The organism is Neolewinella aquimaris (assembly GCF_014197245.1).
GTDB classification, from domain to species: domain Bacteria; phylum Bacteroidota; class Bacteroidia; order Chitinophagales; family Saprospiraceae; genus Neolewinella; species Neolewinella aquimaris.
The window spans coordinates 107,181-126,124 of sequence record NZ_JACIFF010000008.1 but is presented as its reverse complement, the minus strand read 5'-3'; the positions used below and the strand labels follow the sequence as shown (position 1 = coordinate 126,124).

The 18,944-nt window shown below is 52.6% G+C and carries 15 protein-coding genes; 10 read left to right on the top strand and 5 right to left on the bottom strand.

Annotation, left to right across the window (positions count from 1 at the left end; translation table 11 throughout):
• Positions 1–8: 8 nt before the first annotated feature.
• Positions 9–1,127 (bottom strand): ATP-binding protein, encoded by a 1,119-nt coding sequence (locus tag GGR28_RS15075; RefSeq protein ID WP_183496652.1) that lies wholly within the window; start codon positions 1,125–1,127, stop codon positions 9–11.
• A 124-nt stretch (positions 1,128–1,251) separates the two neighbouring features.
• On the opposite strand from GGR28_RS15075, the gene GGR28_RS19505 reads away from it, so the two are divergent.
• The gene (locus tag GGR28_RS19505) at positions 1,252–1,476 is read left to right on the top strand and encodes a Fic family protein (RefSeq protein ID WP_406603760.1); all 225 of its coding nucleotides are present in this window, start codon (positions 1,252–1,254) and stop codon (positions 1,474–1,476) included.
• Between the two features lie 195 nt (positions 1,477–1,671).
• Positions 1,672–1,914: a KilA-N domain-containing protein gene (locus tag GGR28_RS19500; RefSeq protein ID WP_183496650.1), complete on the top strand. Its 243-nt coding sequence runs from the start codon at positions 1,672–1,674 to the stop codon at positions 1,912–1,914.
• Here the strand turns inward: GGR28_RS19500 and GGR28_RS15060 are convergent.
• Positions 1,870–2,085, bottom strand: a complete 216-nt coding sequence (locus tag GGR28_RS15060; protein ID WP_183496649.1) for a hypothetical protein — start codon at positions 2,083–2,085, stop codon at positions 1,870–1,872. The two genes, GGR28_RS19500 and GGR28_RS15060, sit on opposite strands and share 45 nt — an antisense overlap.
• Before the next feature lie 316 nt (positions 2,086–2,401).
• Here GGR28_RS15060 and GGR28_RS15055 point away from each other — a divergent pair, with 316 nt between their 5' ends.
• A complete protein-coding gene (locus tag GGR28_RS15055) occupies positions 2,402–3,226 on the top strand; it encodes a pepsin/retropepsin-like aspartic protease family protein (RefSeq protein WP_183496648.1) in 825 nt (274 codons plus the stop codon).
• Between the two features lie 186 nt (positions 3,227–3,412).
• Positions 3,413–7,543, top strand: a complete 4,131-nt coding sequence (locus GGR28_RS15050; protein WP_183496647.1) for a hybrid sensor histidine kinase/response regulator transcription factor — start codon at positions 3,413–3,415, stop codon at positions 7,541–7,543.
• A gap of 29 nt (positions 7,544–7,572) precedes the next feature.
• On the opposite strand, the gene GGR28_RS15045 is transcribed toward GGR28_RS15050, so the two are convergent.
• Complete coding sequence (locus GGR28_RS15045) at positions 7,573–8,355, bottom strand: IS5 family transposase (protein ID WP_183496646.1); 783 nt, start codon at positions 8,353–8,355, stop codon at positions 7,573–7,575.
• A gap of 246 nt (positions 8,356–8,601) precedes the next feature.
• Between GGR28_RS15045 and GGR28_RS15040 the strand changes: the two genes are divergently transcribed.
• From GGR28_RS15040 to GGR28_RS15025, 4 genes are all read left to right on the top strand, one after another.
• Entirely contained in the window at positions 8,602–9,585 is a 984-nt protein-coding gene (locus tag GGR28_RS15040; protein WP_183496645.1) for an IS630 family transposase, read from the top strand.
• Positions 9,586–9,667: 82 nt separating this feature from the next.
• Positions 9,668–10,549, top strand: a complete 882-nt coding sequence (locus GGR28_RS15035; RefSeq protein WP_319936736.1) for an AraC family transcriptional regulator — start codon at positions 9,668–9,670, stop codon at positions 10,547–10,549.
• Positions 10,550–10,644: 95 nt separating this feature from the next.
• Positions 10,645–11,034, top strand: coding sequence for an ester cyclase (locus GGR28_RS15030; RefSeq protein ID WP_183496643.1), 390 nt, complete (start codon positions 10,645–10,647; stop codon positions 11,032–11,034).
• A 712-nt stretch (positions 11,035–11,746) separates the two neighbouring features.
• Complete coding sequence (locus tag GGR28_RS15025) at positions 11,747–14,149, top strand: outer membrane beta-barrel family protein (RefSeq protein ID WP_246416758.1); 2,403 nt, start codon at positions 11,747–11,749, stop codon at positions 14,147–14,149.
• Positions 14,150–14,236: 87 nt separating this feature from the next.
• On the opposite strand, the gene GGR28_RS15020 is transcribed toward GGR28_RS15025, so the two are convergent.
• Entirely contained in the window at positions 14,237–14,380 is a 144-nt protein-coding gene (locus GGR28_RS15020) for a hypothetical protein (RefSeq protein ID WP_183496641.1), read from the bottom strand.
• Positions 14,381–14,723: 343 nt separating this feature from the next.
• Between GGR28_RS15020 and GGR28_RS15015 the strand changes: the two genes are divergently transcribed.
• A complete protein-coding gene (locus GGR28_RS15015) occupies positions 14,724–15,479 on the top strand; it encodes a KilA-N domain-containing protein (protein ID WP_183496640.1) in 756 nt (251 codons plus the stop codon).
• A gap of 463 nt (positions 15,480–15,942) precedes the next feature.
• Here the strand turns inward: GGR28_RS15015 and GGR28_RS15010 are convergent, their stop codons facing one another.
• Complete coding sequence (locus GGR28_RS15010) at positions 15,943–17,703, bottom strand: hypothetical protein (protein ID WP_183496639.1); 1,761 nt, start codon at positions 17,701–17,703, stop codon at positions 15,943–15,945.
• A gap of 924 nt (positions 17,704–18,627) precedes the next feature.
• Here GGR28_RS15010 and GGR28_RS15005 point away from each other — a divergent pair.
• Positions 18,628–18,765, top strand: a complete 138-nt coding sequence (locus GGR28_RS15005; protein WP_183496638.1) for a hypothetical protein — start codon at positions 18,628–18,630, stop codon at positions 18,763–18,765.
• Positions 18,766–18,944: the final 179 nt, after the last annotated feature.

Here is an 18,944-nt window from a genome sequence, read left to right as displayed (position 1 = left end):
ATTTTTCTTTATTCTTCCAGTATCACAAATTCCCTGAAGTTATCCCGATTGATCAACTTGCCTTCGGCCTCGTAAGTGTTCAAAAAAGTCTTGGAAAACCTAGCCTTAGCTTTTGGATTCCACTTGAACTCAAAGGCCTTCAGCTTTAGGCCGTTCTGTTCTACGTAGTCAATCTCCTGCTGTTGGGCTGTCCTCCAAAAGTGAGATTTGGCAAAGGTCAATTTGTAACTATTCTGCTTGATTCTTTCGGAAACTAAAAAGTTTTCCCACAGCATACCTACATCCTGCCGGTTATCTAAGCTGCCAAACTCGCCAATGATCGCATTCCGAATGCCGTTATCATAGAAGTATATTTTTCTTCCCCGCTTAATCTCGTTGCGGACGTTCCGATTAAATGACCTTAATCTAAAGATGACGTAGCCCTTCTCCAGAATTTCTATGTACCGTTGCACCGTATCCTTAGAAATGGATACCAGCTGGCTCAGTTCATTGTAGTTCACTTCACTACCTACCTGGAGGGCTAACCCCTGCACCAATTTTTCAAGTACCTCCGGTTTCCTGATTTCTCCGTGCGAGAGGATGTCTCGGTACAGATAGCTATTCACTAGATTTCTCAGCACTTCTTTCTCTCGCCCATTTTCATTGTTGATCACATCCGGATACATCCCATAGATTAGGCGACTCTCCAGACTCTGCTGTGCTTTAAGATATCCTACGTGATTTTCGTACTCCTCCCAGCTGATGGGATACAATTCGTACTCCCATTTTCGTCCCGTCAGGGGTTCATTGAGTTCGTTGAATAAGGAAGATCCACTGATCCAGAGCTGGACATCCTTGAACTGATCCGTGATGATCTTCAGCGTTAAGCCGATACCGTTAATCCGTTGCGCCTCGTCGATGAACACAATCTTCTTCCCACCAATCAGTCGCCTGATTTTCTCCGTGTTCGGCGTATCTAATTCAGTCCGTATGGAAGGATCATCGCCATCGAAAAAGGTGAAGTCCTTGCCCTTCAACTGGTCGAGGATAATGGTAGTCTTGCCGACCTGACGAGGCCCGATTATCATGATGGCTTTCCCGCTACCAATCTTGTCTTCTATGGTTGGGGTGATGGTCCTATTGATCATGTCACAAACATACATCTAGCTATTGTAATAGCCAAATATTATATTTATCAGCTTTTAAATAGCCTGATGATGCACTATTGGTTGTGTTTAGTTGCGCGGAACACTCTATCTACGAGCACACAAAATGCACATGCAGGGCCTAGTTGAGGGGGCGGGTAGATACAGAAGCAAGTCGGTGGGAATCTTCAACGGCAGTGCGGTTGCTCATATGGCACCACCGGCCAGGAACGTAGATCATCTAATGAAAGATCTATTTAGCTACCTAAAGAATGGCAAGGACACGCTCATCATAAAAAGTTGCGTATTCCACTGCGAGATGAAGTTTATCCCTCACCTTCGTGAACGGTAATGGTAAAATGGGACGCTTATGACAAACCCTATTGTTAATGAAATACAACGCGGTATTTAAGTTCTTGCCAATACCAATCAAGCGCCCACAGTTCATAGTCGTTCCGGCATTGTGAAGTCGGTATAGTCCCTATCTTGCTACCTCGACTTACCGAGGAGAGTATGAACACTGACGATTGACGGCGCGCCCGTCCGGATGGACCAGGAGTCCGGATTTATCTGCGTGACCGACATGGCGAAACTGAAGGGAGAGTCCCGTATCAATTTGCCCAACTGGATGCGGGCGCGAAGCACCGTGGAGTTCATCGAAGCCTGGGAGCGTAAACACAACCCCAGTTTTAATTACATCGAATTCGATGCATTTACCAGCACTTCGAACTCTAACACTTTCACGCTATCGGCGGGTCAGCAGGTGGTCGCTCAGGTGATCTACAAGTAACTTTTCCTGCTGCTCGGTAAGCTTGCCGCAGTAGAGTACATAGTTATCGTCGAAGTAGGCCGTCAGCCCTTTTTGTTTGAAACCGGTAGCGTAGCGGCGAACCGTGTTGTCATCCCGGCTTAGGCTAAGGTGGATATCTTCAATGGACTGACCGCGGTAAATCATCCGCAAGACAGGACGGGGTGATTGCCGGGTGGGTGGAAGTGTAAATTAAAAAGCAAGGCGCAAACGGGAAACGCGTGCAATAATAGTCCAACTCCGAAGGCGGCGTTAGGAATACTACTAGCCACAGACAAATTGGTGCACGGGGGCAAGTGCCTCAGCGAAGACCTTATGGGTAAGCAAATAAACACCCCCCCCCGTGTCACAATCACCGCTCCCTATCACACTCTTCATCCCGTTGTTGGTTCTTGTGGGTACGCTATACGCCCAACCGCCTCCGACCCATTACCGGACCTCCTTTCGCCTCGCTGCCAACCTGATCCTCGTGGAAGCATCCGCCGGCGCGCGTAGCGGATACTTTGTCGTTGATTCCGGTTCTTCCCATACCATCCTCAACAGTGTTCACTTTACCGCTGAACACCAGCTCGTGCAGTTGCGCACCTACACCGGTGACCGTGCGCTGGGAGGTACGCTGCACACCACGCTCAAACTGGGCCCATGGACCGAGAAAATGGTCTTTGCCGCCCTCGGCGACCTCAGCGCCCTGGAAAAAAGGTTGCAATTGCCGCTCCTGGGGCTGATCGGGATGAACGTCTTACGGAATTACGAGCTACACCTGGATTACCGCTCCACCACCATCGAGTTCTACCGCCTGGGAAAAAAGGGGGAACCGCTCCGGAAGTGCCCGGCCGGTCTGCCAGCGCGCACCCTCGGTTTCCGCTACGCCCGCTACCTGCCCCTGATCGAGGCCGAGCTGGCCGGGCAAACCTTTACCTGGGGCCTGGATACGGGAGCGGGCGTCAACCTCTTCGACGTGAGTACGGCGCAGCGCATCGGCCTGCAAACCACCGACCAAAGGTCGGCCATCACTACCATTGGCCAGCCGTGCGAGAAAGGAAAAGCAGGACTCTTCAGGGCCGCGCTGCAACTGGGTGAACTACAAACCACCCCCATGAATACGCTGTGTAAAGACCTCCGCGAACTGAACCGCCAGCTTCCCGGTCCGCGCATTGACGGCATCCTCGGCTTCGCATTCCTGAGCCAACAACGGACCGCGATCAACTTCCGGAAACGGGAACTCTACCTCTGGCCCAGCCTGCCCGCCGGGATGCCCGTGACGAACGTAAAGGACTACATTACAAGCAATTAAGTGGCGAATTTGGGCCAGATTGCAATAATGGGTCAAGCCTTCGTTCGCCGATTGCTGCGAAGGGGATAATAAGGACCGTAAATGACGCCTTATTAATGTTATCCAGCTAGCTATTACGGAGTAAGCTTCGTATTTTAATGGGATACCGCCCCGGAGCCGGGCCTTATCCTATTAGATACCCTTATCATGTGTAGACTCATCCTCCTGCTGAGCATCCTGTCCGGAACGCTGATCGGGCAAAGTGCTTCCACGCCGCCCTATTTTGGATTCGAGCGCTTCGATATGCCCGGTAACGTGCCCAGCCGCCACATCCAGACAGTTACCCAGGATTCCTTCGGCTTCATGTGGTTCGGCAGCCAGAACGGCCTCCACCGTTGGGATGGTTACCAGTTCAGGACCTACCGCCACGCGCCCGATCGGGCCGGCTCCTTGCCCAACAACTACGTCGAATACCTCTACGTAACCAGAAACGGCGAACTCTGGATCGGTACCGGAGGTGGCGGCCTGGCCCGATTCGACTACGGTACCGAACATTTCGTGTCCTTCCGCTACCTGGAAAAAGACCCGGCCACCCTGAGTAATGACTTCGTCAGTAAAATTGACGAGGACCACGCCGGCAACCTCTGGGTCGCTACCGGAAATGGGGTAAACATTCTAGACCGCGAAACCGGAAGATTTCAACGCTTCCTGCCCGACCCCGCCGATTCTACCAGTCTCAGCTACCAAATTTGCCGCGATCTCCACGTAGACGCACGGGGGACGGTGTGGATCGCAACCGGACCCTTCTGGGAAACGGATGATGCGGGAGGCCTGAACCGCTACCGGCCCGCAACGAACGATTTTGTCCGCTACCTCCACGACCCGAACGATCGGAACAGTCTGCTTTCCAATAAGGTGGCCATGGTCACCGAGGATTCGCGGGGGCGGCTGTGGGTAGGCACTAAGGGCAACGGCCTGCACCTGCTGGACCCCCAGACCGACCGGTTTACACGCACCAGGGACGACGCGCCCGGTAGTCCGCTGTCCGCTCCCTATTTGAAGGATACCAGACTGCTCCACACGAGCTTCCTCCACGAAGACCGGGAGGGTAAATTCTGGATCGGTGTCTGGGACGGCGGACTGAAGTACTACGATCCCGAAACGGGATTTACCCGCACCTTCCGGTTCGAGGCCGGCGTTGACAACGGCTTTACCGAAAACGGCTGGTGGAATATGTACGAATCACGGGACGGCAGCCGCTGGGTATGGACGGCCGACGAGGCTTCGGCCGTCTACCGGGTCACCGTAAAACAATCGGTCTTCGATCACTACGCTTTCACGGATCCGCAGGACGCAGCCCTCAGTTTTCTCGATGACGAAAATGGGGCGGTCCTGATCGGAACCCAACGGAGCGGACTGCGCAAATTAGCGCACGACAAACTGTTAGCCGAACCGGTCGTACCGCTAAACGGCATCACCAAGATCGTCAGTGACCGCCAGGGTGGTTATTGGCTGCTCAGCGATGCGCCCAACCGGCTAAGCCACTGGGATTCCCGGAACGATCGGGTCACTCACCCAGACGTTCCGCACGACCACATTTCCGATATTTTACTCGACGCGGACGATCAACTCTGGGCGTTGACACCCCTAAGTCACCAACTTCACGTGTACGACGCCCGGCAGAGTAAATTCATCGCTTATGACTACCTAACGAGCGAAACTGAGGGCGTCAGCCCCACAAAGAACGCCCTGATGACCCTCGATGGCGAGGGCGATATTTGGCTGGTCGGGGGCGTTCGGAAGGGGGGAGAAACGATCGTCCACTACGTAAGGTACGACCCCGCCCGGCGTAGTCCGTACGCAGCGGGTACACCAAACCTCAGGGGGTTCGTCGGCCGGCCCGCAAAGGAAATGGAGGGAGGTGACCCCAACCACGTCTATTCGGTGGAGGCCGGGGAATGCGCGTGCATCTGGATCTGCACGACCTCCTCGGTAAAGCGGCTTTCGGTGCAAACGAATAACTTCGCTACCCACCTGATCCCGAATAAAGACCTACCCTACTTTGCGGGCCTACAGGAGGCCGGTCCCACGGGTACCTGGCTGCTCACCGACCGGCTCGTCAATTTCGATGCCGCAACGGGAAACCAGAAGTTCTTTCCCCTCGGCGCGGGGCTTCGTCCTTTTCACGGCCAACGTTCGACGCTGTACCGGGCCGAAAACGGCCGGCTGTTCTTCGGCGTAAACGGCGGCTTTCACCGGTTCGACCCGGCCACGTTGGAGGAACACACCGCCAAGGAACGCGGACCGGAAGTAGCCCTCCTGAACTTTAAACTGCCCTATATCGCCGGGGACGAATCCGCTAACGATGGGCCGAACGCACCCGTTTACACCCTGGACAACGTCGAACTGTCGGCGGGACAGTCCGCCTTTGATCTTTCGTTTTTTGCCACCGATTTTTCCAACCCGGCCGGCAATAAATACCAATTTCAATTGGAAGGCTACGACAACGGCTGGCGCACCGCGGGCGAGGAGCACCGCGCTTCTTACGTGAAGGTGCCGCCGGGTGATTATCTCTTTCGCGTCCGCGCGGCAACGGCCAACAGCGACTGGGGCCCGGAAACCGTCTTACCCGTTTACCTGGCCGCGCCCTGGTGGGCAAGTCCGTGGGCCTACGCGGGTTACGCCGCTCTCCTGGCGGGCCTGCTGTACGCCCTGTACTGGTTTCAGCTGAACCGGCGGCTGGCCGTGGCCGAATCCGCACGACTGAAGGAACTGGACACGGTAAAGTCGGAACTCTACACCAACATCACCCACGAATTTCGCACGCCGCTTACCGTCATTATGGGACTGGCCGATCAGTTGCGGGAACGCGGGTGCAATGGCGACTGGTCAACAGCGGCGCAATCCCTTACCGTGATCGAACGCAACGGCCGGCAGCTTCTCCGGTCGGTCAACGAAATGCTGGACCTGGCCAAGTTGGAAAGCGGTCACCTGGAGCTTGCCCCCGTTCACGCCGACGTCATCTCCTTCGTAAAGTACCTCTGCGAGAGCTTCGAGAGTCACGCCGCCGAACGGGGGGTAGAGCTCATCGTCTATACCGAAACGGATGAACTGCTGATGGACTACGACCCGCAGGCCCTTACCGTCATCGTATCGAACCTGCTGTCGAACGCCATCAAGTTTTCCGCCGCCGGGGAGAGCGTTTTCCTCCACCTGAAGCACGCGATGGCGGGCACGCAGGAGCAATGTTTCCTAAGGGTAAAGGACGCGGGCCGCGGTATCGACCCGGCGGACTTACCGTACATTTTCGATCGGTTTTACCAGGCCGGCAACGAAGGCATTCACAAGGGAGAAGGCACGGGCATCGGACTAGCTTTGACTCGGGAGATGGTTACTTATTTGGGGGGTACGATTGAAGTGGAGAGTACGCCGGAACGGGGCAGTGCGTTCACCGTGCTACTGCCGGTTACCCGCACCGCTTGCAGCAAGGATATTGCACCCGCGTCCCCGCCAAAGCATACCATTGCGGTACCGGAACGGACATTTATCGTCGCCGACACGGCCACCGACCGCCCCCTGGCCCTCGTCGTCGAAGACAACCACGACGTGGCCCACTACCTGCGCGAATGCCTGGAAAGCAAGTACGCCATCGTACACGCTACCGATGGCGGGGCCGGTGAAACCATCGCCTACGACCGTCTGCCCGACATCGTGATCAGCGACGTGATGATGCCCGTAAAGGACGGCTTTGCCCTCTGCGAAGCACTGAAAAACGATGCCCGTACCGACCACATTCCCGTCATTCTGCTCACGGGCCGCGCCACCGAACGCGACCGGCTGCGGGGGCTGGGCGTAGGCGCCGATGCTTACCTGGCCAAGCCCTTCAGCCGGGCGGAACTGTTTACCCGCATTGACCAACTGCTGCGACTGCGCAAGAAGCTGATCCGCCGGGTAGACACCGACCCGTTCAAACATTTTCTGCGTGCCACGGGCACCGCGCCGGAAACAAAATTCCTGCAGCGGACCATTCGCATTATCCTCGACGACCTGGATAACGCGGACATCAACGCCCTCTACCTAGCGCGAAAACTACACATGAGCGAGTCACAGCTGTACCGAAAATTGAAGGCGATCACCGGCAAATCCACGGCGATCTTCATCCGCAGCATTCGCTTGCAGCGGGCCAAAGAGTTGTTGCACACGACGGAACTTTCCGTGTCCGAAATAGGGTACGCCGTGGGCTTTCGGGATGCCTCCTGGTTCAGTCGGGCGTTTAAGACCGAGTTCGGATTTGCGCCGAGTGGGGTGCGGGAAGCGGCTGCCCGGGAGCTGCATTAGCGGCGAGGCTAAGAGCATGTCTAAAAATTTCAGGGTCCGAAGGCAGCTATTGACGATATAACCATCTGAATATTAGCCATAAGAATAAAGCCTACAGAATTTTCTACTGTTCGCTCGTAATCCTTGATGATTCGACGGAAGAAATTCATCCAGGCGAAGCTCCTTTCAACTACCCAACGCTTCGCTTCGACGACAAAACCCCGCTGATCCGGCGGACGGCTCGGGCACTCAAATACCACTCGGTCAAGTTGACTCATCAACGCAGCGAATTGGCCCGTGTAAGCACTGTCCGCAAGTAGCTTTTTCGCGCGTGGGATTTGATCGGTGAAGTTCGGATAAATCAGCTCCATTCCTGCGATTGCATCGTGGATATTAGCTGCATGTACCTCGGCCCTCCAGATTCGACCCAAGGTGTCGGTTAGAATACTACGCTTTCGGCCGTTAATCCATTTGCCACCATCCATTCCTCGATCGCGGCCGATCATCGGAGACAACCTTACACTCTGAGCATCAACCAGTAATAAACTGGGACTAGCTTCACGAGCGTGAACGAGTACTCGCTCTAAGCGATTGAGCGCATCATTGATCGTTTCGATCGTACCATCCCGCGACCATTTACTGAAGTAGTAGTGGACGGTCTTCCAGGGTGGAAACTGAGATTCAAGGTTGCGCCACTGGCAGCCGGTGCGGGTCAGCCAGAGTATGGCATCAAAGACGTCACGCAGATTGTGTTTGCGCCTGCGCCCAATGGGCAGCAATGCTTTAACTTCGTCCCACTGGCTGTCAGTCAACCGAGCGAACTGCTGGGTCATGTTTCGTATAGTTTGGCGACTTACAAAACACGACTGGCAGCCTTTTGCTAACTCATATCTGAAAAATCATAATTTTAGACATGCTCTAACTTTTGCAGCCGAGACCTACTCGACCTGCGCGCGTTACTCACCGTTGGGTGGGAAACCACTTTAGGATAAAATGCTACCGCTGCACATTTACATGGGTTGCGTCGGATTATTATACTCGCAGCAAATTGATTTGGGAAAAGGCGTTATTTTTTGACCATGGAACTGGAGGTCAGTCAAGAACAGCTTTTACTGCTGCGGCAGATTCAGAAGAGAGAGCGCTTCAACCGGCGGCGCTTTGTCAAGGCCACGGTCTTGCTGATGATACACCGCGGTCTGTCGATGGAAGATATCCAACTCAGTCTTAGCTTGGATGACAATACAATCCGACGCTACGCCACTGGCTTCAAAGACAGAGGGCTGACGGCCTACTTCGACGACAACTATGTTCCCTACTGTGGTAAGCTAATTACCGAGCAGCAGGAAGCCTTACTCGTAGATCACCTGAGCGACCATCTATACCTGGACGTCAAGCCCATCATCGCCTACGTAAAGGAGCAATTTGGCGTGACGTATACGATCTCCGGCATGCGTGACCTGCTTCATCGGTTGGGATTTGTGTATAAGCACTCCAAGGCGGTAGCGAGTAAGGCCGATGAAGTGGCCCAGGTGGTCTTTCCGACCGATACGCTGCCCCGCCTGCTGCGGGAGGTGGCCAGTGGAGCGGCAGAGGTGTACTTCTCGGACGGCTGTCATCCTACCCACAATACGAAGACCGGTAGGGGTTGGATCCGGAAGGGGCAGGACTTCGAGGTGGATTGCAACAGCGGACGCAAACGAGTCAACATCAATGCGGCCGTTCGAGCCAGCAAGCCGGAGCCCTTGGTCTACGACGTGGCCGAGGCCATCAATGCGCAATCGACCCTGAGACTGTGCCGCAAGCTATTGGCCAAACACCCCGGCAAAACCATCTACTTGATCTGTGACAATGCGGGCTACAATCGGTGCGCCTGGTTGCAGGAATGGGCGGCCAGTAACCGGGTGGAGTTCGTCTTTTTGCCTGCTTACTCGCCCAACCTAAATCTGGGCGAGCGATGGTGGAAGTTGCTGCCAAAGGTGGTCATCAATTCCTATTATTACGAGAAACACAGTAAGTATCGAGAAGCTGTCGTCGGCTTCCTGGAGCAAGCCAAGGAATACTAAATAAGGATGAATTGCGCTCGCTTTTGAGGCTGAACTTCAGAACAGTAGGTAAAACTTCGTTTTATCTGGCCTAAACCATTGCATGATGGGTAGAGGGCTCAAGCCTTCCTACCGGTTCTTTCCTAGACCCATATTTACTACAACAAGGACCGCTATGGTATACTGCAAATATCAACCCTCTATAGTCTTATTGCCATTCGTTATGTGCTACTACGTCTGGGAAAGCCAAGAGGCAGTGGAAGTTGCGCTTGAAGTGCATTCACCTCCTAATGGTCTGGGTGGTATGGTGTTCAATTATGGAGACCCTTATCAAGTGCAACTTCCAAATGCCAAGTGGGAAAACGTCCCTCGCAGTTTTATAGTAGGGCAGTTTACAAAGAACTACACACTGCGCCTAAGCGGTCGCCCAGGGATGATTGGTATTGCCTTTAGGCCTGCCGGTCTCTCGAACGTATTAGGAGTGCCCATGATCGCTTTCACGAACCTACGTATTGAACTGAAATTAGTCTTGGGAAGTGAAGCCGCCCAAGTGGAGCAGCGGATATTGGAAAGCAAAACTAGCCAGCAACGGATTACTGTATTGGAAGAATTCCTATTGAAGAAGCTCTATAACTCTAGCCTGAAAATAGATTTGGAAGATTATGCTTTAGCTTCCATTGTGCAGCAAAAAGGCATTCTGTCAATCAGCCAGTTGTCCGATGAACTCTGCATTAGTCCACGTCAATTGAGGAGGCGCTTCACGGAAAAAGTGGGGATAAGCCCGAAGTTGTTCTCCCGCATCAAACGGTTCAACTATGTCTCTCATCTATCGACTTCTACTTCGGGTAACTGGATGGACATTGTCGATGAAGGTGGATATTATGATCAAGCACACTTTATCAGGGACTTCTACGATTTCTCCGGAAAAAAGCCATCAGATTTTATACACTACTACCGTACTATGGCAGCACTGGTAGGTGCCTGAGAATGTCCTTTTTTTACAACGGTAAGCGATAGCAGCGTCCTATTTTTACATATTAGATAAACCCATTTCTATAATTCTAAAATGACAACAAGACCATGATCACTACAGAACAATGTAAAAAGCTGATTCAGGATTACGTGCAGGCATTAAACCTGAACAAGTCAAGAGCCACTCTTGATAAATTCATTGCAGATTCCGAGTTAAGAGACCACATAATCGTATTCGAGTCGGGATTACCTAATTATCAACTTTGCATAAAGGACCTTGTTGCGGAAGGAAACAAAGTTGTGTGTCGAGCAACAGTCCAGGGAGAGCATAAGGGGGAGTTGTTCGGTATCGCACCAACCGGTCGGAAAGTAAATGTGGATGGCCTTATCATGTACGAGTTAGAAGATAACAAGATAGTTAACCACTGGATGCAGTTCGACACTATGTCCCTGATGCAGCAGATAGGCAGCGTTCCTGTCGCGGCTGCCGCACATTAAGGGAAGCTCGGTTAACCGACAGCCAGTGGTATTGAGTTAAACCCTTTCTGCCTATTCGACGCAAACGCACACACGACTTGCGTGACGTTTCCAATGCCAGCCTGTGGATCACGTACACCTGCTGACAGAGGCGCAACCTGGATCGACAATTCCCGTCCTGGGAGGTGGTCCACTACTGCTTCAGCAATTGGACGCAAGATCACACCTGTTGCTATAGCTCAACAAAGATGGAGGATAAATTCCCTTGTCACCGTAGCAGCTGCCTTTCGGCTGTTGGAGCACCACCCACAGAACTTCATCTTTCGTAAAGCGCTGAAAAACAGGCGTTTCAACCCCAGCCTCACAACATTTAAATTCTGGCGCGGTGGCTCGACCGATCCACCCCAGGGGTGTGCTGCGGTACCTGGGGCTGGCGATGCACGTGGTTAACTCAAGTGGTGAGGTAGTCGCTTGTAGCGCTATGAAGCCCCCCGCGATTTTCTGTTGCCCTGCCGGACTGTTTCGCGCTGCAGGGTGTGGCGGCGGGAGTGAAGGCCAAACTTTAGGCAAGATGGGCCTGAATTCCGCTTTCCCCACCAATCGAGCAGCACCCTCCCTACCTGGAAGTGATTACTCCATAACCCTCCTAAGTTATTTTATCACTTTGGCAAAATCAATGGCTCCGAGTCAGGTACGGGCCGTAAATTAAGATAGTCCACTAAGCAATACATCCATGTATGCCACGTCAACCTTCCACTATAGCTCAATAATTGCCATAGTTCTCCTTACGCTCCCGGTAAGCAGTCAGGTAATAACCGGAACCGTGATTGACTCCGGAGGTGCCGGAGTGCCATATGGACACGTCGTGCTCCTTTCGGCTTTGGATTCCAGCTTTCAGAGCGGAACCACGACGGATAGTTCTGGAACCTTTCGCCTGGTGTTTTCTCGGCTGGAAAACGCCACACTGAAGGTGATAGCACTTGGCTACGCCGAAATCTACACCCCCGTAGATCCTACGGTACTGCATTATGAAATCACCGTTGAGCCGATCGGGGAAACGCTCTCCGAGGTGACCGTCCGTGGGCGAAAATTGCTCTTTGAACAGCGGACCGACCGCCTGGTGATGAACGTCACGGCCACCCCCGCCCTCAGCGGCAATAATGCGCTGCAGGTGCTGCAAAAAGCTCCGGGCGTGTTAGTCAACCATCAGAATAGCAGCATCTCACTTGGTAGCCGGGGCGAAGTACTGCTGATGATTGGTGACCGGGTCCAACGGGCGCCGGCAGCGGTCATTTTCGCCCGGCTGGAAGCCATGCCGGCGGAGAGTATAGAGGCCATCGAGATCATTCACCAGCCACCGTCCAAGTACGACGCCAGCGGAGTAGCGGGAATCATCAGGATCGTAATGCGCAGCACTTCATCCACTGGCACTCGGGGTGATCTATCCCTGACCGGGGGCTACGGCAGAGGCCCGAAGGCCATAGCCGGATTGCGACTTAATAGTCGCTACGGGAAGATTAACCTCTTCGGAGACTATAACTATAATCTCAATTATAGGAGGAATACTTATGCCTTGCATTACCGCGATTATAAATACCAGGGAACCCGCTATTTCTACGAGAACAATTGGAATCGATCGGAAGACCACCTGCAATCTCATTCGGGTAGTTTGGGTTTTGATCTTGAGCTGGGGCCTAAAACCATCCTGGGTGGAGGCACGAGTTTGTCCCATTCTAGGGGTCTTACGCTGCCTTCGAGCAGCCAGTCCGCCGCCTTTGAAAATGGTCAACCGGTGACTTCTACCCTGTATATCCTGGAGTCCATGAACTCGAGTAGCAATGGTTTTGCTAATCTTAATCTGCAACGCGACCTAGGTGCAGGTGGCCAGCTTACGGTCGACCTCGATTACGCAGGAATACGGTTCACGAATGAAAGTAGCTTGACCGGCCGGGATTCGCTGGCCGGAACCAGGTTCAATGGTGACCGAAAGACCCCGGTGAAGATATGGACCGGGCGGATCGACCATAAGCTCGAACTGGGCAAGGGCAAGCAACTGGAAACGGGAGTCAAGGGCACGTTCAGCGACATCGTCAGCCGGAGCCGCGTATTTAAAAATGGCGGGGAGGAGTGGGAAACCGGAGACCTGTTCACCAGAACCGATTCCGTATCAGAACGAATCCTGGCCGCTTACGTATCCCTGCAGTCACAATTTTCCGCGCGCTTACACGGGGAAATTGGCTTGCGCTTCGAGCATTATAGCTACCGCCTGGAGACCAGCCTGGAGAACCTAGATGTGGATCTAACCTGGAACAATTTGTTTCCCCTGGTCCGACTGAACTACGACTTGGACACGAATACTACCGTGCAGCTGAGCTTCAACCGGAGCGTAACCCGTCCTCCATTCTTTATGATGGCTGCAGTCTTTATGTTCTTCGACCCAACCTTTTTTGCCTATGCCAACCCGACCCTGCAACCGGCCTTTGGTAGCACCATACGGTTGGCTTTGCAGTGGCGTGCTTCGATATTGTCCCTCTCCTATACCCGTAGCCAGAACGATATCTTCTTCCAAAATACGGTAAATAAGCCCCGCCACCTCCAAATCGTGTACCCGGACAATCTTGACCGGGCCGATCTCTTGTCCCTGGAGCTGAGTACCAATAGCAGTCTTACTAGCTGGTGGGACATGAACGGCACGCTCGGTCTTCGCTACCATCGGGTAGAGGATGAGGAGGGCAGGCCATCGGTCTTCACCAATGATATGATGACCTTCTCCGCCCAATTCAACGCGACCTTCTCCATGGGTAAGGGGTGGTTGGCCAGCATTGATGGCCGTTACCAAAGCGATTTCCTTCTCGGTGACCAGGTGCAATACGCCTATCCCTACTTAAATTTAGGGCTCCAAAAGAAATTTGAAAGGGGCACCTCTGTCAGCCTTTCCGTCCAGGACCCCACGAATACCCTCGGCCGTCTTGATTGGCGGTACGATGCACCCTGGGAAGGCATAAGTACCTACGGCTTCAGTAACTTCTCCGAACCACAGCTGCGACTCACCCTGACCACTCCGTTTGGTGACGAGCGGGTGAAGGAGAAGCGGGCCCGGGTGACCGGAGCGGAAGATATCCGCAAGCGCTTGTAGCTCACCGCTTACCCACGTCGGTACGGGATAAGGCGGATTTACCACCTCCGGGGTACGACTGTTCCTCCAGCATTTAGAGCACCTCCTTCAACGCCCGTTCCAGCTGGGGTCAGGGCCTTCACGGAGAGCTTTGGCGTCTTGCAGCACTTCGATGTCCGGGGTTACGCCGGTATTATTCCCGCTGTAAACGGCGGCGATAGGATCGATGACGGCATTGTCGGGTGTAGTCATCGCCCCACGGTAGGCTATCCGCCTCCCACTACCGATCTTAGGAAAAAGCTGGTTGGCATTGATAAATAATAACCGCGCCTTGTAGCCAGAGAGCGAAGCTCAAAGGCCAAAAAGCACCCTTAAACAGGGAATCAGCAGCTATTATTCCTCGAAATTCGTAATCAAAAGCAAAGTATGAACCTCAAAATTTTGTCGTATGTCGTGGGCAGACACAACAATACATGGCATCCAGCATAAATATTGGCGAGAAAGCGATCGGTATTGTCAAGAAGAGTGGCTTTGTCTGCCTCACGGACATGGCCCGGAAATAGGACGCCAATCAGCCCAACCGACTCATCGAACGGTGGATGCGGACCTCGGCCAGGACCAGTTCTTTCAGGCCTGGGAACTGCGGAACTGCTCGGATTCTAAACCCCCCGATTTCGGGGGGTTTAAAAATCGCGCAGGGGAAAACACCTTTACGCTTAGCGTACAGGATCTCGTCGACGCCGGCGCGACTGGCATCTATGCCCGTCGCGGCCGCTACGGGGGAACCTTCGCGCACATTGACTGGAGCATTCACTTTGCCAATTGGCTGAGCCCGGAATTCTACGTCCTCACCATCGAAGCTTTCCGTAAGTGGAACGACTTGGTCGCCGGGCGGGAGCACCTGCAGCTGCGCTTCGCCCGGGAATTGGCCGCGAAGAGTTACGGCTTCATTACCCAGGCAAATCAGGACCGGGCCATTCCATCGCCCCCTCCGGCCATGACCGACATCGCAATTCCTGGCGACCGCACCACCCTGATTAAACGTAAGCTTTCGCAGATGCACGCTGACATCGTCAACCTGGCGATGTGGAAGATGACGGCCAAGGAGTTTCGTATAAAGTTTGATCCGCCCCCCGATCGCCCTACCATGCGTGACTTCGCGACGGCTCCGGAATTGGAAACCATCTCCGCCTTGCAAATCATGCTCCGCCAGTTGCAGGAGCAACAGTACAGCAATAGCGAAATGCTCGATTACCTCACCATAAAGGCTCCCGAGATCTTAGCTCATTATTGTAAGACCGAGGAACAACAGTACCTGCTGGACCGCACCCGGGACAAGCGGGGTTGGTGACGACCAGACTAATCTTAAGGAAGAATTTCCCAAGCCCAACTCATCCATATATTGCTTCCTGTATAGAAGACGTAACCGCCCTCGGTAAACAAGTCGCTCGCCTGTTTCGGAAATCTGGTCTGGAGACCTGCGAACAGAGCAAGCACGTTTCCCGGGAGGTACGGAAGAAACTGGGGCCGCTGCTAGGCCACGAGCAGTCGAACACGACGGACATCTACGTGCGGACGGCGCAGTTGTTGACGGTGGAGGCGTTTGACCGGGTACATTAGGGGGTGAGGGAGCTGGTGTGAAGCCTTAAAGGGGCTTATGTTACCTGTTTCCAACTTAAGCCCCGGATCGCCCCTTACCAGCCTAGCTGTCAATAACCAACTGAGTTCCATTTTTTGAAAACCCAAGGCATTATAGCGGACGGCCTGACCCTCACCGGCCAATTCAAGAAAACCTCAGAGCTTTCCCTGCCATCCTAAAAAGATATGGTGTTTGAACGCAAATCACATGCCTGAATCAGCTCTATTTTCCACTCATACCCAGGATATCGATTTGCTAAAACCTCGACAGGGGTCAATCCAGGTAGAATTGCACAATGTCCACTTCTCAGCCTAAAGGCAATGGTCCCTTCATTATAGTTTCCGGAATTCAGTTTTACATCATACCCGTTGTAGGCGATGGAAAACTCCTCTGCTCCCGGACTTCTAAAGTAGAGTCTCGATGGGTAACAAGTATTTGCCGGATCGCACCATAGCGAGCCGCCACTTGGGTAGTAGCCCCTTCCTTCCGCGGTAAAATCTACCAAGATTACCAAATCTCCGTTTTCACAAACGAGTGTATAACTGACGATCTCTGGGGCGAATATATCCAAACACGGGTCGTCGGGAAAGATGGTGACGCTGAGGGAATCTTCAGTAGTAAAATCACCGTCACTATACTTGATCTTGCCCGATACTTTCCTCGGTAGGGCGCCACTGCTCGTCACAAGTCTCAACTTCAGCGGATCCCCCGCTCGTGCATCTACACTTACCGTCACGTCAGGGGGAAAACCAGTTATAGAAATGAAGTCTACATCCCCCTCGTTCTCCCGCTCTTCAGATTCGCTCGGAAGTGCTTCTAAATCGTAAGTGATAGGTTCATACGGCAAGGGAGCAGATTTAAACCAACTGATAAACCAATTGCCGGAAGTTGATAACACGCGGTTCAAACCCCTTTTCAATTCTTTCCACCTTGCATGTGCCAGACTAAGTTTATTGGCGGTATTCGAGAGTAGGGTGTTTTTACCGTTCGCATCGGATGTAATCAAGTGCCGCTCGGAAACCATAAGTCTAAATTCTTCAAAGCGATTGTTATAGACTTTCAGATCTCTTCCGCTTCCCGTAGCATCCACCAGCGCATGCTTAAATGGCAAAAAACACTCGTGGAGCAAATGCTCCTGAGCGGCGGAGATGATAGAAACCGCGGCATATACACCCGCCACGAAACCTGCCATAGCGGCAACCGAACCCATCGGAGAGGAAGCACCAAGGTATGCCAATCCATTTACGAAAGTCAATATTGCTAGGGTCGTCATGATCACCCTGTTAGAGTTGACCGCAAAGCAGTCGTAATTCGGATTGCTGTTAGGATTCGCTTTTTTCAGCACTTTGAAGTGATCGGTGGTGAATAAGGGGTTGGCGTGGTAGAAGCGTGCCACCTCTAGCTTTTCATCCGACGAAAGAATAGCAAACTGAGCGAGATAATCTTTTAGTAGTTGATTGCTGGAGTTGAGGTCATTAGTTACGGCATCCGGTAACGTATTATCCTTTAGCAAATCCTCAATACTCATAGAAAAATCGGTCAGGGGGTCGGTTAACTCTGTCTTCACGGTGGCTTCTATGTCTCTAATCTCATTCGTCTGAATGGTGAAAACAATTCTTCCAACCTGATTACCTATTAAGAGTTCCAGGGTGCTTTCCCCTTCGATAGAATCCGGGACAGAAAATAATAGTTCTTGATCCGACAATCTGGTCAGCGCCACCTCCCGGCCGCCTATCATACCAGCGTACGCATTCTGCGTAAAAATTACCTGCACGGACGACACCACTACGTACTGCATCTGCATCACTACACTCGAATCGGTCAACAAAGCGAACGTTTCCAGCGGCAGCTCCTCTATTGGCAATAACATTTCGTCCTCTTCCTTCTGACAACTAAGGATTATCATTCCGGCGAGTAGGAAAGCAAGGTATTTCATGTCAGTTGTGTTGTTTCCCGGTGTCGGGAACTGTAGGAATATCACTTCGATACCCTGATCTGTTAGGTCTCGAAAAGTCCGTAGGAAACTTTCGTATTTGGATCAGACCGCTCCAAGAATGACCGCTGCTCAGCTATCCAGGGGATATATGTTCCCTTTCCAAGTCCGAAATATAGCTTCGCCAGCATGCTCAGCACCTACTGGCGAAGCAAATAGAACATCCGAATAAGTGGACTCCAGGTAGTTGGTATTCATTCCATAAGGCAAGTGAAAAACATGGTGAATGATAGTCCAAACAGCAATCCTCCGCTTTGTAAGCAGCGGAGTTTGTGATACTAAAATACGGTCTGGAAAGATAACCCCAAGTAACCGCTGACAAATAATTTTTTCGCTAGGATGCTGGAAACGGCGAGGTTGGTTGACGCAAGAACCCCAGGATCAAGAGGAGCAACAAAACTTCAAGTGATCGGGTGCTTCGAGTAAAGCAGCTTTGGGGTAGTGTGTGTAATTTGATACCTTCAACCCATCCCCGGGTTTCTGCATTTTTACATCAATGCGCTTGTGGGTTCATTAGCGGCTATGGCGTAGGTTTTGGCCTCGCCAGTCCTCAGAATTTGGGCCACTGGCTTGGCACGTTGCCGTTTTCACGAACTAGACTACAGGGGCTGATTATACAGGGCAATGGTCAGCAACTTATCCCCACAAAAGCGCCACCATTGGTAGCTGGAAAATTTTAGTAACCTACTTAGTTATAGACCTACCATGCATAGGTTACACTTTGTGTAGAAGTATAACCTAATAACTTTACTTACTTCTCTGTCGTTCAAATGGTTAGGCTAAACGGTGTCCTAGTTTTTGTTTTCCAGGTTTTATTTCCCTGCGTGATGGGTGGCTTTTGTAACCTGCCGGCCGTACCTCAAGAACTTGGCAAAACCACGATGCAAGAGTGCCTCCGCCCCTCCCCGGTGGACACACGCCAACACCCTCATCAAGGACCTGATGGCCGACCGCCGCTACAATACCGCCCTGTTGATCGACGCTGGTATCTACTTCGGCCTATGAAATGAAGACATCCTTTAGCTGCGGTGAGATCAGATCCAGTCGGATCAGTTCGTCATCAAGGAGGGCAAGACTGGGAAAGAAAGAACGGTGGACGTGCACGGCAACTTTTGAAACTGGCCAGGAGGGTAGGGGGTCACTGCAAAGTATCTGGCGGTCATTAAAAATAGACTTCCGTTAAT